This window comes from Sulfurisphaera sp., from assembly GCF_059755235.1.
This window is the reverse complement of sequence record NZ_DBPRYF010000025.1, coordinates 17,505-30,343: the sequence shown is the minus strand read 5'-3', so window position 1 is coordinate 30,343 and position 12,839 is coordinate 17,505. Positions and strand designations below refer to the sequence as shown.

Genomic DNA, 12,839 nt, shown 5'->3' with positions numbered 1-12,839 from the left:
TGAGAAGTTAAAACTACTTTAGAACCATTGGTCTAAGCCAGTCTGACGAGAAGCCCCTTTCGCTTCCCTTTTAGCTTTTGATAATCTTTCTATCCCGTTTTTAACTCTCTCCTCATTAAAATCATGATTTTTGACCAGAATTTCAATAATTTTTTCACTATCACAATTTTCAAGTTCAAGATCTTCTTTAGGTTCTTGGACATTTGGCTTAAGGAAAAGATTTCTAATTTCTTCAACATTAAATGTTATTTTACTTTTAGGTATTTCTCCTTTTTCTATTGCTTTTTCTAAGCTCCCATACTTCTTTATAATTTTATATGCAGTTTTTACGCCATACCCTTTTATACCATCTGGATTATAATCCGTACCTATGATTATTCCTATATCGATTAACTGTTCTCTTGTTATGCCTAATTTCTTTAGCAGAATTTCAAGTTCTATTAGCTCTGGTTTTATTTCAATATAGACATCTTTTCCAGGGAGTTTTCTTTTCCCTGTAAGAGTTAAATTTCTTACAAGTCTTTTAGCTCCAAAAAGTAAAGAATCATAATCTTGACTTGCTGCAGCCCAACTTAAACCAAGACTATTAATATAAGCCGCTTCGGCTTCTCCTTCTGAGGGGGCTTGCACAATAGGTATTCCCATTGCTTTCAATAACTCTTTACTTTCTTCAGCCATTTCGTTTGAAAACCTTATTGCCATCTGAGCATATTTTCTTAATTCTCCCTTCTCTACACTACCCTCTGCTTTTACTTGCTCTAGTTTCTTTTCCGCCTCTTCTTTCACTTTTCTTCTTCTCTCAAGTTCTTGAGTCTTTTGTTCTGGTGGTTTTCCATCAAAAACATAAATAGGTGTTATACCTTCTTCTAAGATACTTATAGTTCTATAAAACAACCCATTTAAATGACTTGTAATTCTACCTTGACTGTCCATTAGCGGTGTTCCATCTGGTTGTCTAATAGCAGCTAGAAACTGGTAGAGAGCGTTATAAGCATCTATACTAACTTTCTTTCCCTTAAGCTCACTAAGGCTAATATCTTTCTTTATGTCTTCAACAAGATCTGCAAGGTCAACTCCTATTCCTTTTCACCTATATAATTAATCATTCTAACATTCTCTCTTATTAACGTTACTGTAATCAAGCCTCTAATTTCAAGTTTCATTAACGCTTTTAAAAAATCGGAGTAAGCTATTTCGTAATCTACGCTTTTTTTAACTTCACTATATAGGTCTTCATCAGTAATAGGGGCGTTTCGTTTTTTTAAGATCTCTAAGATAACATAGTATAGTGGTACTTCTCTCCACATTAACTTCACGCAAATGTGCTTGGTTTAACATAAGCCCTAGGTAGTTGCTGTCTTGCTTTGTCTATCCAGTTCTGATAGAATTGTACCATGTCTGTGGTAACTGATGGTCTTACTTTCTTCAATGCGATATCGAAATGCCTTCTCTCAACAAGTGGTACATTCTCCTTCATGCACTCTTTAATCTTTGCTATTCTCTCCTCATTACCATTCTTTGTCACAGTTTGATCAGCTTTTTTCATGCACTCTGTCATTTCTTCTCTTATTGCTCTTAGGGTAGCTTCTCTAACTAATGCGGCTATGTCAGCTCCAGTGTAGCCTTCAGTTTTCTCTGCTAACTCATCTAATGATACATCCTCAGCTAATGATACATTCCTTGTGTGTACTCTTAGAATATCTTTTCTAGCATTCTTATCTGGTGGAGGAACATAGATAAGCCTATCAAATCTACCGGGTCTCAACAAAGCAGGATCAAGTATATCTGGTCTATTAGTAGCAGCAATTATTATAACATTTTCTAATTTTTCAATTCCATCCATTTCTGCTAGTAATTGATTAACTATTCTTTCTGTTACTCCACTATCTGATGATATTCCTCTCATTGGTGCTATTGCATCAATCTCATCAAAGAATATTATTGTTGGTGCTGCTTGTCTAGCCTTCCTAAATATTTCCCTAATTGCTTTTTCACTCTCACCAACCCATTTAGAGAGTATTTCTGGTCCCCTAACAGCTATGAAGTTTGCACCACTCTCAGTAGCAACAGCCTTTGCTAGCATAGTTTTACCAGTACCAGGTGGGCCAAACAACAAAATACCCTTTGGCGGTTCTATTCCTACGTTTTCATAAGCTTCACTAAACTTCAACGGATATTCTACTACTTCTCTTAACTCTTCTTTAACTTCTTCTAATCCACCTATATCTGCCCAGTGTACTTCTGGTACTTCTACGTAAATTTCCCTAAGTCCGCTTGGTACTATATCCTTAAATGCTTTTATGAAGTCGTCCATATTTACTTCCATTTTTTCAAGGATTTCTGGCGGTATCTTATCCTGGTTTAGATCAATTACTTGTAAATATCTTCTAAGCGCATTCATTGCAGCTTCTCTAACTAAAGCTGACAAATCAGCTCCAGTATATCCATGTGTCATATCAGCTAGCCTATCAAGGTCAACATCTTTCGATAAAGGCATATTCCTTGTGTGAATCTGAAGAATCTCTAATCTCCCTTGTTTATCTGGTAATGGAATTTCTAGCTCTCTATCAAATCTCCCAGGTCTTCTTAATGCAGGATCTACCGCATTTGGTCTATTAGTAGCAGCTATAACTATAACATTGCCCCTATTTTCAAGCCCATCCATTAATGTAAGGAGTTGTGCCACTACTCTTCTTTCTACCTCTCCTATAACCTCATCTCTCTTTGGTGCTATTGCATCAATTTCATCAATGAATATGATTGCTGGTGCATGTTTTTTAGCATCTTCAAAGATTTCTCTAAGTCTTTGTTCACTTTCACCATAGAATTTACTCATAATTTCCGGTCCATTGATTGAAGTAAAGTACGCTTCGGTTTCATTTGCTACTGCTTTAGCTAGGAGCGTTTTTCCTACTCCAGGTGGTCCATAAAGTAGAATCCCTTTTGGTGGTTCTATCCCTAGTCTTTTGAAAAGCTCTGGATGTTTTAGTGGTAGTTCAACTAGCTCTCTAATCTTTTGTATTAGATGTTTCATTCCTCCAATATCTTCATATGTTACTCTCGGATATCTAGCTTGTTCTGCAGGTTTTTCTGAGATTGTTATGCTCGTTTCATCCGAGACTATTACAACTCCTTGTGGTCTAACTTGAACTACTGTAAATGGGATTGCTTGTCCTAAAACTGGTATTAGAACTGTGTCTCCTTCTACTAAAGGATAGTCTTTCAATTTTTTCTTAACGTAAGATATAAAACCTGGGTCTACAGTTATAGAAAAGTTTGATGGAGCAAGTTTTATACTTGCTGCAATTTTTGGAGAAGCTTTTCTAACGATTACTTTATCACCTATTGAAACTCCTGCATTTTTTCTTGTTATTCCATCCATTCTAATAATGTATTTGTCTTCTTCCTCAAGAGCGTCCTCTGGTGCCAAAGGCCAGGCTATTGCAGCTGTTTTCCTTTGTCCTTCAATTTCAATTATCTCTCCAGCATTAACACCTATCTGATTTAATAAATCAATGTCTACTCTGACTTTTCCTCTTCCTACGTCCTTCTGTCTTGCTTCTACTACTCTTAATACTAACTCCTTCTTGCCGGAAGGAGGAATTTCAGCGCCAGCACTCAAAACTTATCTCCAAAATATGTATATAAATACTGTGGTATAAGAACTTAAAGTATAATTAGATTAAAAACCTAGTCTTGTTACTCCGACAACTTCCGCGTGGCTTACTCCTTCAATTCCATTTATAGTTTCTTCGAGTACGTCAGTACCTCCTTCCACGTTTTCTGGCATCTGTATATATGCCACTAATGCTTTCAATCCATACGCAATTGGTTCTGTCTCCTTTCTTACCAGTTTGTAACCTTGTGGTAATTTCTTCCCTATTTCTTCATATAGGTTATCAATATTTACTTCATCACTATCTGGATAAACTTTCACCACTACTAAAACGTCTGTCATCCAAACCACCTTATGGTCCTTCAAAACCACACTTTGGACATACATATGTGACTATATGCTTCCTGCAATAGTAACATCTTCTTATTACTATCTCTCCACAGTTTGGGCAATAGAACTCTACACCTTTTTCTCTAGGGTGAATAAGTTTACCGCAACTTGAGCATACTGGTGGCTCAATTTCCTCTCTTAAACTTAATCTGAAATTTAGACTCATTGTATTACATAGTTTTTAATTAGCTTATAAATTCTCTCTTTTTGATGGCTACAAAAATGGTAATAGTAGTTAGAACTGACTTGAATATGGGAAAAGGAAAGACAGCAGCACAAGTAGCACATGCAGCAGTATCACTAGTTCTCGATATTCTAAATTCTAGTAATAGCAAGTGGAAAGAATGGTTATATGAATGGTTAGATGAAGGACAGCCAAAAATCGTTGTAAAAGTTCAAAACTTAGAAGAGCTTAATAAGAGATATGAGGAAGCAATGAGATTCAATTTACCTGCAGTAATAATACAAGATGCTGGAAGAACTCAGTTGGAACCAGGTACTACTACTTGCTTAGGTATAGGTCCAGCACCATCAGAAATAATTGATAAAATTACTGGTGATCTAAAATTACTCTAACACCTCATGAAATTGATATATTACTTGGAATGGAAAAATACTTTATAGAAGAAGATTGGGAACGACTTAGCGTTTCTATCCCAAGACCCGATGGATTTAAAGTAAGCGAAGAAATATCTCATAGACCTGCTTCTGAATGGAAAGGAGAGCAACAAGGTAAATATGCAGTATATCTTCTGAGGAAAAAAGGAATTGATCATTTTACAGTAATTAATAAAATAGAAAAAATTTTACATAGTAAAGTCTCATATATAGGAATTAAGGACACAAACGCTATTACAGAACAATTAATATATACTGTTAATAATGGGAACATAGTCGAAAAATACGAAGAAGAAAATTTTTCCATTAACTTTATGGGATTTAGCAACACAAAGTTTGATCACACGGGGAATATATTCGATATAGAATTAATAGCAAATAATGATGAAGAACTTAAAAAGAGAGTTGACAAAGTGTTGGAAATTAAATATCTGCCCGCTTTTATAGGTTACCAAAGGTTTGGCACTAGAAGACCAATAACTCATCTAATCGGGAAGATGATTGTTTTACGTGATTGGAAAGGTGCAATTGATTTTCTTATTGGACACCCTTTTGAGAGTGAAAGCGAGATAGTAAAAAGAGCCAGAAAGGCATATATGAAAGGAGACTATAAAGAGGCATTAGAGTTATTCCCCAAAAAGTTTAGAGATGAAAGAATAGCTCTCAAATTTATTTTAAAAAATGAAGAGCCATTATCTATTCTAAAAAAGTTACAGACTCCATTGTCTTTCTTTGTTGAAGCATATCAATCCTATCTTTTTAATAAGTATCTATCGAGGATTATTGATCCAAAAAAGGTAGAGAGTAATCTAACCCTTCAAATTCCAGATTCATATGATAGATGTGATTCTTTATGTAGTGATATATTTAAAGAGGAGGGAATAGTAAACTCAAGTTTTAGAATAAAAGAACTGAAGATAAACATAAGAAGTTTAGTCAGAAGGGCATACATGGAAACTAGGAATTTGAAAATGAATAATAAAAAAATTTCATTTGCTTTAGACCGGGGTATGTACGCAACTATTGTGATAAGAGAAATTACAAGAGCTGATCCGAGAACTTTTACTTAGGGTGTTAGTCTTTTTTTGTCTCTAGGGAATAGTACAATTTCTTTTACACTTTGTATGCCTGTTAACATAACCATTAACCTTTGGAGTCCCATTCCAAAGCCTGCGTGTGGTGGCATTCCATAATCAAACCATCTTAAGAAGAACTCAAAGCTTTCTGGTTTTAGGCCTTTTTCTCTTATTTTTTGCTCTAAAACTTCTTTTCTATGATTTCTTGTACTACCAGATACTATTTCAAGGAATCTGTATATCAAGTCAAAACTCTCGCTAAGTTGTGGATTTTCATCTTTTGATTTAGTGTAGAACGGTCTAGCTTCAGAAGGCCAATCAATTATATAGTACAAATCTTCTTTTAATTCCTCGTTTAATATTCTTAGTTCTGGTGTCCCTATATCATCTCCGAATTTGATATTGTATCCTTTTCCTCTTAGTATTTCTATCGCTTCAGTATATGTTAATCTTCTCAAAGGTAAAGTTATATTAGGTGGTTCATAATTTAATATCTTTAGTTCATCTTTTGCTTGTTCTTTTATAGTCGTTACTATATTATAAATAGTTTTTTCAAGAAGTTGCATAACATCATTATAGTCTGCAAAAGCCATTTCTAAATCCATGCTTATGAACTCAGCTAAATGAAATGGCGTGTCTGACTCTTCCGCTCTCCATGCAGGTGCTATCTCAAATACTCTTTCTACGACGCCTGCCATTAATTCCTTGTATAACTGCGGGCTTTGAGCTAGAAAAGCCTCTTTACCAAAGTATATCACTGGGAATAGTTGAGCTCCTCCTTCAGTGGCTGACGCAATTATTTTTGGTGTGAATATTTCTACAAATCCTTCTTTATATAGAGTTTCTCTAAATGATTTTAGAGCTAACGATTGTATTTTAATTATAGCCTGCATTTCTTGTCTTCTTAGATCTAATACTCTTTCTCTCAATCTAGTATCTATATCTGCCTTTACTTTGCCAGAAACGTCGAGTGGTAATGGGGCTTTTGCTTTATTAAGAAGCACTATCTCGTTAGCATGAATCTCTACCCCTCTAGGTGCCCTTTTATCCGCTTTCACAGTTCCTCTAACTTGTATTACGCTCTCTTGAGTTAGCTCCTCAGCTACTTTGTAAGCGTTAGAATTCTTGTCTACTACTATTTGACCTAAACCACTTCTGTCTCTTAATACTATAAACTTCTTTCCTCCTAAATCACGCATTAAGTGAACCCATCCAGCTAATACAACTTCTTTCCCGTCCAAATCTTGGCTAATGTCTGCAATAAAATGGCTTCTGTACACTTTTTACTCCACCCTTATTTTTATTGGTATTTCATGGATTTTAGAAAGAGCTTCTTCTAACGAGTTCTCATCTGCTGGTAAGAATCTTTTTTCACCTTTAGCAATTCTTATTACATATTGAACTGAGCCATTAGGTAGCCATACTGTGTTCACTCCCAAAACTCTTGCTGGTGACAATAATTGAGAGGCAGTAGATTTGATATTATTACTTTTTTCTATTATTCTTACTTTCACTCCAAGTTTTTCTTGTAGAGCTTTTGCAACTTTTATCCATTTTTGAGGTGACATTGAAGGTGAACTAGTTACTAAGAGTATCAGCAAATTGTCTACTTTAAACGCCTTATGATATACAGCATCTTTTAGTTCTTTAAATTGTGTCTCTTCCAGTTCTAATAGGATTTTCATCACATCTACTTCATATTGCTCTACTTCCCCCTTGTCTATCAGGGATTGGCAGCGATTGCATAACAATCCGCTTTTTACACAAATATAGTCTAGCGGTATCTTCATCTTCTTTCAACTCCGCCTTTTACCGCAATACTTTTTTTGAACTGACTCATATTATTGAATCGGGGTTAAAAATGCCACTCACCGATCCAGTAAAGCTTCAAATCGTACAACAAAGAGTATTTTTAAAGAAAGTATGTAGAAATTGTGGAGCATTAAACTCTATTAGAGCAACAAAATGTAGAAGATGTCACAGCACAAATTTAAGACCAAAGAAGAAAGAACTGCCAGCTAAGAAAGGATGACATTATATTTTTATTCCAACTAAGTCAAGTCTGTCTCGAATACTTTTTGAGTTCTCTTCGAAGAGATCTATATGCGATTCTAAGTATTTTTTATCTATACTTAACTTCCCTTCTCCAATTAAATAAACAATAGTTTTGAGTTCATCTTCATCTTCATCTCTAAATGCATTAGTTTTAAGTAAAATATAATCTTCTAGTCTAATTATCTTAAATTTTTCTTTTCCTATTTTTACTTCTGTCGCATTTTCTATAATACCTTGTGGTACGAAGAAATCTTGAATATTCTCATACATATCTACCTGTAACTGGTCATCATCCACTGTAGCTATAATTCTCGGTGTATCGATCGGAGTTCTACCAAAATCCCATCCTCTATCAAATGCAAAATCCCTTATTTTATCTTCATCAACAAATACACTAAGACCTAAAACGAAGAGATCAACATCGCTCTCTGTACCTTTTCTACCAAGACTTATATCGAGGATTGTGTCTCCAATTATCACAAAATCCGTCAGTTGTTTTATTTCTGATAAAACGTCTCCAACTTTGGCAAAAGGAATCAAAATCTCACGTGTAAAATGATTTAACAAACATTAAAATATTTTAGCTCGTTATTACATATAAATTGTTGCCGGGGTGGCCGAGCGGACTAAGGCGGCGGGCCGCAGAGTTTAACGTGAACACCCGTTATTTCACGGGTTCGAATCCCGTCCCCGGCTTATATTTAAAAAATTTATACTTTACTTCAACTGTATAATCTTGTGAGTCAACCTAAAAGAAAGGAGGAAACGATAGGCAGAGAGACCAAAGGAGATGAAGCAATAGCATATACATTCAAGGAATTAGAAATTAAAGATATATTTACTACTTATTCTATTCCAACATTTTTAGCAGAAAGACTAAAACAATATGAAGTTAACATAAATTATGCTTCTAGCACTAGAGAAGCCGTTATGATGGCCGATTCTTATGCTAGGGAGAATAATGGATTAGGAGTTGTTCTTCAATCGCCAGGCGTGTATTTAACAGAAGCTGTAGACATTATAGCTCAAGCATTTATTGATTCTATACCTCTTTTACTTATTGGAACTCTTAGATCCTATAGAGATGTTGGCAGAAGTAGAATAGGTGAATTGAAAACCCCAGATGATTTAATGAATATATTAGCGCCGATTACTAAGATTCGTGAAAGAGTAGTTAGCATAGAGGAAATAATCATAACCATAGAGAAAGGATATAAAGAAGCGCTAAGTAATAGAAACAGACCTGCTTATATAGAAATAGCTGAAGATTTATTTAGGCTTAAGGCTTATCCATTATCTCCAGCAGAGCAAAAGCCAGAGAAGAAAACACCAGATAAAACAACAGTAGCTAAAGTAGCAGAAGTTCTTTCAAATTCAAAAACTCCAGTAATCATTGCAGGTTATGGAGTTTTAGCATCTAACTCATTCAATGAGTTAAAAGAGCTAGCTGAGCTTTTAGATGCACCAGTTATTGCAACATTTAGAAGTAAGGGAGTTTTGCCTGCTTCTCACCCTCTTTATGCTGGTGAGGGATTGGGATTATTTGCAACAGATGAAGGTAGCAAAGTTTTAGACGAAGCGGATACAGTTTTGGCTTTAGGTACTAGGTTTTCACAATTGTCAACTGCCGGATGGTCAATGAAATTTAAAGGGTACATAGCTCACAATAATATCGACGGCGAGGATATAGGTAAAATTGTGATGCCACAAATTCCAATTGTTGCCGACACTGGATTATTCTTGAAAGAACTGCTCAATCAGCTAAAAATGAAAATCAAAGAGCCCATAAAGAGAGGCTCTGCTTCTAAGATTTCAGCCTATAGGAAAATCCATATTTTAGATTCACATGGAGGATTATGGCCTTATGATATAGTGAGAGTAGTTCAACAAACAAAGTTTGATAAAATATTTATAGATATTACTGCCCCAACGTTAGATTTTGTTAGATTACCAATAGATAAACCATTTGCTTGGATAAGTAGTGAGTCATTACTTGAAAGGACAATCGCAATTGGTGGAGTAGTTAGGGCAAATAACAATAAAGTTTTAGGTATAACTGATTTACAAGGAGTTATGCAAAACTTAGCAGTCTTACAATCTAGGCTCAACAAGGCTAAAGGAACCTTGCTTATTCTTAATGATGGTGGGAGTACAACTCTAGATGCAGTTTCGTCTGACGTGCCTACTATAAGCAAGACTCCTTTACAGTTATCAATTGATGATTCAATATTAGAAAAAATTCTTGGCGCTAGAACTATATACAGTGTCAGCCAACTTAAGTCGGAATTTGAGAATTTGAAAGAAGACAGAATAAACGTATTAAATATAAAAATTGAACCTGATTATAAGTCTGTTATTTTTTAATAATAATTTGTTAAATTAATTTTCAAATATTCTTAAATACACATATAAGCCATTTAGGTTTATCTGGAAGAACTATGGACCCGCGGGGATTTGAACCCCGGACCTCTGCCGTGTGAGGGCAGCGTCCTAACCAGGCTAGACGACGGGTCCCTTATTAATTTTTCATAATTTGCTTAAATACCTATTGCTACTACAAATCCTTCCTTAAAATCTCCAATATCCGGGTCTAAGTTTATTGCATCGAGTCTCTGTTTTATATCGCTTAAGTTTAATAATCTGACAGAAAACTCAGTAAAAATTTCCCTTGCTTTTTTATAAATTTTCATCGCTTCATCATAGTTTTTCGTATAAGCATATATCCCTGCTCCCTGAAGTATTGTTGACCCTAAAAATGATTTCACTTGATAATATTGTATGGTCTTCCTTTTAAGCAATTTCTTTTACAGTTATCACATAGTATGCTAAAGATTATTATTGGTGCTAATAGTGGTATTCAAATTTCCGAGAAAGTTATCGAGGCTTTAAAAAACAGAGGTATTGAGTTTACTCTAGAGTTAGATTTATTAAATGATTCTTATATAGAATTTGAATTAGACAACAAAACTGTTGTTTTAGAGTCAGAAGACGAACTAATAAAAATACTAGACTATTTTGATGGTAAAAGAGGAGGAGATGATTTTGAAAACGGAAGCATTGGTATTTCAAGCAACGTTTTATCCTATTCTATGATATCTTAATTACGTGAAAGTGATTTTAGGCGCAGGAATTGCGGGATTAATTATAGCAAACAGTAAGAAAGAGTCTATAGTTATTGAACAACAGCCCAAGTTAGGAGGTATATTTGTATATGATGAGCTATTAGGTCTCAAAATTCCATTTCACCCACCGCTTCTTAACTCTTATTTTGATTATTTCGAATTAAAGGAAGTAAATTTTCGTATATTTTCAAAAAAAGAAAAATTTATTCTAAATAAACTAAAAGCTCAGGAGATACCAAAGTGGCTATCTTTCAATGAGAGAATGTATTATATTACTAATTTAATTGAAAAAATTGAGTATTTGAGCAAAAATATCAGAGTTATACATTCTAATATTAAAAAGATTATTAAAGATAAGATAATTACAAATAATGGAGTTATAAACGCAGATGAAATTTATTCTACTATATCTAGAAAATATACAAACGAACTCTTTGGAAAGAGAAGTGAATTAAAGAGTGTTTCTTTTGTCGAGCTCATAGCGATAGTCCCAAAAAGAGAAAGGCAGTGGGATATTTATATTAATGGTGATGACGGTTTATCTTTTTCTCATATAATTAACGCCTATTGGATTAGCGAACAATACGATGTGTTTTATGTTTTGATTCCTTTTGTGGCGTCTCCACCCGTTTGGGATAAAATATACAGTGATCTTAAAAGAGAACAAGTAATTACAAAAGACGAGATTATAGGATTTAGATCAAGAATAATTAGAGATGGAATTCTTATTGGAGAAGAAAATGACGAATACATAGGGAATATAAAAATGTGTGGCAGGCTTGGTAAATGGAAGAATTTTACATTAGCTGAAGTAGTTCTTGATAGTCTGAAATGCTGAAATCTTCCACGACTTTTTTTGCCTTAAGTGCAGATTGTTCATAATCTAACCCTTTCAGCCTATAAAAGAAATAAGATGCGATCAGAACATCCCCTGTTCCAGTCTTATAGTTTCCTATATTATCAGCCTTAAAGAATTTCTTATTATTACTAGTATACAACTCAAATCCTTGTTCGTTATAAGAGATCAAAAGCTCTTTAAAACCTATTTGAAAAAGTAAATTTGTACTTAATTCTGATTTTTGAAATTCTTCAATATTACTATGGAAAGCAAGATAATTATTAGATTGCGGTAACCTTGTTTTAGTATATTTAATTTCCTCTCCAATAACACAGTTTCTTATAAACCCTTGAATATCTAGAGCTATCGGTATATTAGGGATAAGAGAAAGATCTATTTCATTACATACTGGGTTGATTATAATCCCAGAAAACATATCTTCTTTTATATTCAATTTTATCTTTTTCTCTGGCTTCGAAATAAGTATAAGTCTTCGTTGAGTTCCTTCAAATAAGTGCTTAAATTTAACTGTATTTTCATTTTCTATTATATTATAAATCTTTAAGAAGTAAGGTATTTTGAAATTGAAATCCTTACCCAATATAGAATATACATAAGGTTCTCCACCTAACTTAGCTATAGCAAAACCTGAGTATAGCGGGGGACCACCAATTTGTTTTTTCCCGTTTATTATATCTATCGTAAAATTACCGCTAATAAGGATCTTTATAATTACTCTTCCCCCTCTTCTTCCTCTTCCTCTATTTTTATTCTTTCCTCTTCTTCCTCTTCCTCCCTTTCTTCTTTCGTGAGCCAAAGGCTAAGTTTATGTGCTTTTATGTGCTCTTTCAGATCTTCAAGGCTAAAGAAATAACTCCCGTGCTCTGGAGTTCCTCCTTTTTTACATTGTGGAACACAATAAGGGCAAGCATATAACTTAGATATTTCATCAAAACAAATTTCTGTTTTTTTATTGTCTATCTCTATCGTTAACAATTTCCAATTCGGTATCCATCTAGTAGTCGAGGACATAATAGTGTTATTTATCATGTAAGATATTAAACTTTAATTGCTACTTTATAGCAATAATGTTTTAAAGCTAGTTGAATATATTTTATTTGGAG

17 protein-coding genes and 2 tRNA genes are annotated in these 12,839 nt (G+C 34.1%); 7 read left to right on the top strand and 12 right to left on the bottom strand.

The features are described from left to right. Positions 1–18: 18 nt before the first annotated feature. The 5 genes from fen to AC3OCB_RS02855 are packed head-to-tail and all read right to left on the bottom strand — an operon-like array spanning position 19 to position 4,172. The gene (gene fen / locus AC3OCB_RS02875; protein WP_498340722.1) at positions 19–1,080 is read right to left on the bottom strand and encodes a flap endonuclease-1; all 1,062 of its coding nucleotides are present in this window, start codon (positions 1,078–1,080) and stop codon (positions 19–21) included. Next, positions 1,077–1,307, bottom strand: a complete 231-nt coding sequence (locus AC3OCB_RS02870; protein ID WP_498340684.1) for a hypothetical protein — start codon at positions 1,305–1,307, stop codon at positions 1,077–1,079. The genes fen and AC3OCB_RS02870 overlap by 4 nt, the downstream gene beginning before the upstream one ends. A gap of 5 nt (positions 1,308–1,312) precedes the next feature. Beyond that, positions 1,313–3,622: a CDC48 family AAA ATPase gene (locus AC3OCB_RS02865; protein ID WP_498340683.1), complete on the bottom strand. Its 2,310-nt coding sequence runs from the start codon at positions 3,620–3,622 to the stop codon at positions 1,313–1,315. Between the two features lie 60 nt (positions 3,623–3,682). Next, on the bottom strand, positions 3,683–3,958 hold the full coding sequence (locus tag AC3OCB_RS02860; protein ID WP_498340682.1) for an elongation factor 1-beta: 276 nt from the start codon (positions 3,956–3,958) through the stop codon (positions 3,683–3,685). 10 nt (positions 3,959–3,968) lie between these two features. Then, positions 3,969–4,172, bottom strand: coding sequence for a zinc finger domain-containing protein (locus AC3OCB_RS02855; protein ID WP_498340681.1), 204 nt, complete (start codon positions 4,170–4,172; stop codon positions 3,969–3,971). A 44-nt stretch (positions 4,173–4,216) separates the two neighbouring features. Between AC3OCB_RS02855 and pth2 the strand changes: the two genes are divergently transcribed. Continuing rightward, on the top strand, positions 4,217–4,582 hold the full coding sequence (pth2, locus tag AC3OCB_RS02850; protein ID WP_498340721.1) for a peptidyl-tRNA hydrolase Pth2: 366 nt from the start codon (positions 4,217–4,219) through the stop codon (positions 4,580–4,582). A gap of 29 nt (positions 4,583–4,611) precedes the next feature. Continuing rightward, positions 4,612–5,694 carry a tRNA pseudouridine(13) synthase TruD gene (gene truD, locus AC3OCB_RS02845; protein ID WP_498340680.1) on the top strand — a complete coding sequence of 361 codons (1,083 nt, stop codon included), beginning with the start codon at positions 4,612–4,614 and terminating at the stop codon, positions 5,692–5,694. Here truD and aspS read toward each other — a convergent pair. Together aspS and AC3OCB_RS02835 are read right to left on the bottom strand one after the other, a co-directional pair. Then, a complete protein-coding gene (gene aspS / locus AC3OCB_RS02840; protein WP_498340679.1) occupies positions 5,691–6,980 on the bottom strand; it encodes an aspartate--tRNA(Asn) ligase in 1,290 nt (429 codons plus the stop codon). The genes truD and aspS overlap by 4 nt on opposite strands. A 3-nt stretch (positions 6,981–6,983) precedes the next feature. Next, a complete protein-coding gene (locus AC3OCB_RS02835) occupies positions 6,984–7,490 on the bottom strand; it encodes a transcription elongation factor NusA (RefSeq protein ID WP_498340678.1) in 507 nt (168 codons plus the stop codon). 71 nt (positions 7,491–7,561) lie between these two features. On the opposite strand from AC3OCB_RS02835, the gene AC3OCB_RS02830 reads away from it, so the two are divergent. Further along, the gene (locus AC3OCB_RS02830) at positions 7,562–7,732 is read left to right on the top strand and encodes a 50S ribosomal protein L40e (protein WP_498340677.1); all 171 of its coding nucleotides are present in this window, start codon (positions 7,562–7,564) and stop codon (positions 7,730–7,732) included. A 2-nt stretch (positions 7,733–7,734) separates the two neighbouring features. Here the strand turns inward: AC3OCB_RS02830 and AC3OCB_RS02825 are convergent, their stop codons facing one another. Continuing rightward, entirely contained in the window at positions 7,735–8,295 is a 561-nt protein-coding gene (locus AC3OCB_RS02825; protein ID WP_498340720.1) for a nucleotidyltransferase, read from the bottom strand. A gap of 67 nt (positions 8,296–8,362) precedes the next feature. On the opposite strand from AC3OCB_RS02825, the gene AC3OCB_RS02820 reads away from it, so the two are divergent. Together AC3OCB_RS02820 and AC3OCB_RS02815 are read left to right on the top strand one after the other, a co-directional pair. After that, positions 8,363–8,451, top strand: a tRNA-Cys gene (locus AC3OCB_RS02820). A gap of 42 nt (positions 8,452–8,493) precedes the next feature. Then, on the top strand, positions 8,494–10,119 hold the full coding sequence (locus tag AC3OCB_RS02815) for a thiamine pyrophosphate-binding protein (protein WP_498340676.1): 1,626 nt from the start codon (positions 8,494–8,496) through the stop codon (positions 10,117–10,119). A gap of 75 nt (positions 10,120–10,194) precedes the next feature. Here the strand turns inward: AC3OCB_RS02815 and AC3OCB_RS02810 are convergent. Continuing rightward, positions 10,195–10,269 (bottom strand) — tRNA-Val (locus tag AC3OCB_RS02810). Positions 10,270–10,292: 23 nt separating this feature from the next. Next, complete coding sequence (locus tag AC3OCB_RS02805; protein WP_498340675.1) at positions 10,293–10,520, bottom strand: hypothetical protein; 228 nt, start codon at positions 10,518–10,520, stop codon at positions 10,293–10,295. A gap of 57 nt (positions 10,521–10,577) precedes the next feature. On the opposite strand from AC3OCB_RS02805, the gene AC3OCB_RS02800 reads away from it, so the two are divergent. Both AC3OCB_RS02800 and AC3OCB_RS02795 read left to right on the top strand, forming a co-directional pair. Next, the gene (locus tag AC3OCB_RS02800) at positions 10,578–10,856 is read left to right on the top strand and encodes a hypothetical protein (RefSeq protein ID WP_498340674.1); all 279 of its coding nucleotides are present in this window, start codon (positions 10,578–10,580) and stop codon (positions 10,854–10,856) included. Positions 10,857–10,860: 4 nt separating this feature from the next. Further along, on the top strand, positions 10,861–11,715 hold the full coding sequence (locus AC3OCB_RS02795; RefSeq protein WP_498340673.1) for an NAD(P)-binding protein: 855 nt from the start codon (positions 10,861–10,863) through the stop codon (positions 11,713–11,715). On the opposite strand, the gene AC3OCB_RS02790 is transcribed toward AC3OCB_RS02795, so the two are convergent. Next, a complete protein-coding gene (locus AC3OCB_RS02790; protein WP_498340672.1) occupies positions 11,675–12,532 on the bottom strand; it encodes a carbohydrate kinase family protein in 858 nt (285 codons plus the stop codon). The genes AC3OCB_RS02795 and AC3OCB_RS02790 overlap by 41 nt on opposite strands. Further along, positions 12,448–12,747: a hypothetical protein gene (locus AC3OCB_RS02785; protein ID WP_498340671.1), complete on the bottom strand. Its 300-nt coding sequence runs from the start codon at positions 12,745–12,747 to the stop codon at positions 12,448–12,450. Before AC3OCB_RS02785 ends, AC3OCB_RS02790 begins: the two co-directional genes overlap by 85 nt. Positions 12,748–12,839 lie beyond the last annotated feature (92 nt).

Bases quoted from the DNA above. Each gene is read 5' to 3' on its own strand.
- AC3OCB_RS02860 (WP_498340682.1), bottom strand. From the start codon at position 3,958: ATGACAGACGTTTTAGTAGTGGTGAAAGTTTATCCAGATAGTGATGAA.
- AC3OCB_RS02870 (WP_498340684.1), bottom strand. From the start codon at position 1,307: ATGTGGAGAGAAGTACCACTATACTATGTTATCTTAGAGATCTTAAAA.
- AC3OCB_RS02785 (WP_498340671.1), bottom strand. From the start codon at position 12,747: ATGTCCTCGACTACTAGATGGATACCGAATTGGAAATTGTTAACGATA.
- AC3OCB_RS02800 (WP_498340674.1), top strand. From the start codon at position 10,578: ATGCTAAAGATTATTATTGGTGCTAATAGTGGTATTCAAATTTCCGAG.
- pth2 (WP_498340721.1), top strand. From the start codon at position 4,217: ATGGCTACAAAAATGGTAATAGTAGTTAGAACTGACTTGAATATGGGA.
- AC3OCB_RS02835 (WP_498340678.1), bottom strand. From the start codon at position 7,490: ATGAAGATACCGCTAGACTATATTTGTGTAAAAAGCGGATTGTTATGC.
- AC3OCB_RS02855 (WP_498340681.1), bottom strand. From the start codon at position 4,172: ATGAGTCTAAATTTCAGATTAAGTTTAAGAGAGGAAATTGAGCCACCA.
- truD (WP_498340680.1), top strand. From the start codon at position 4,612: ATGGAAAAATACTTTATAGAAGAAGATTGGGAACGACTTAGCGTTTCT.
- AC3OCB_RS02830 (WP_498340677.1), top strand. From the start codon at position 7,562: ATGCCACTCACCGATCCAGTAAAGCTTCAAATCGTACAACAAAGAGTA.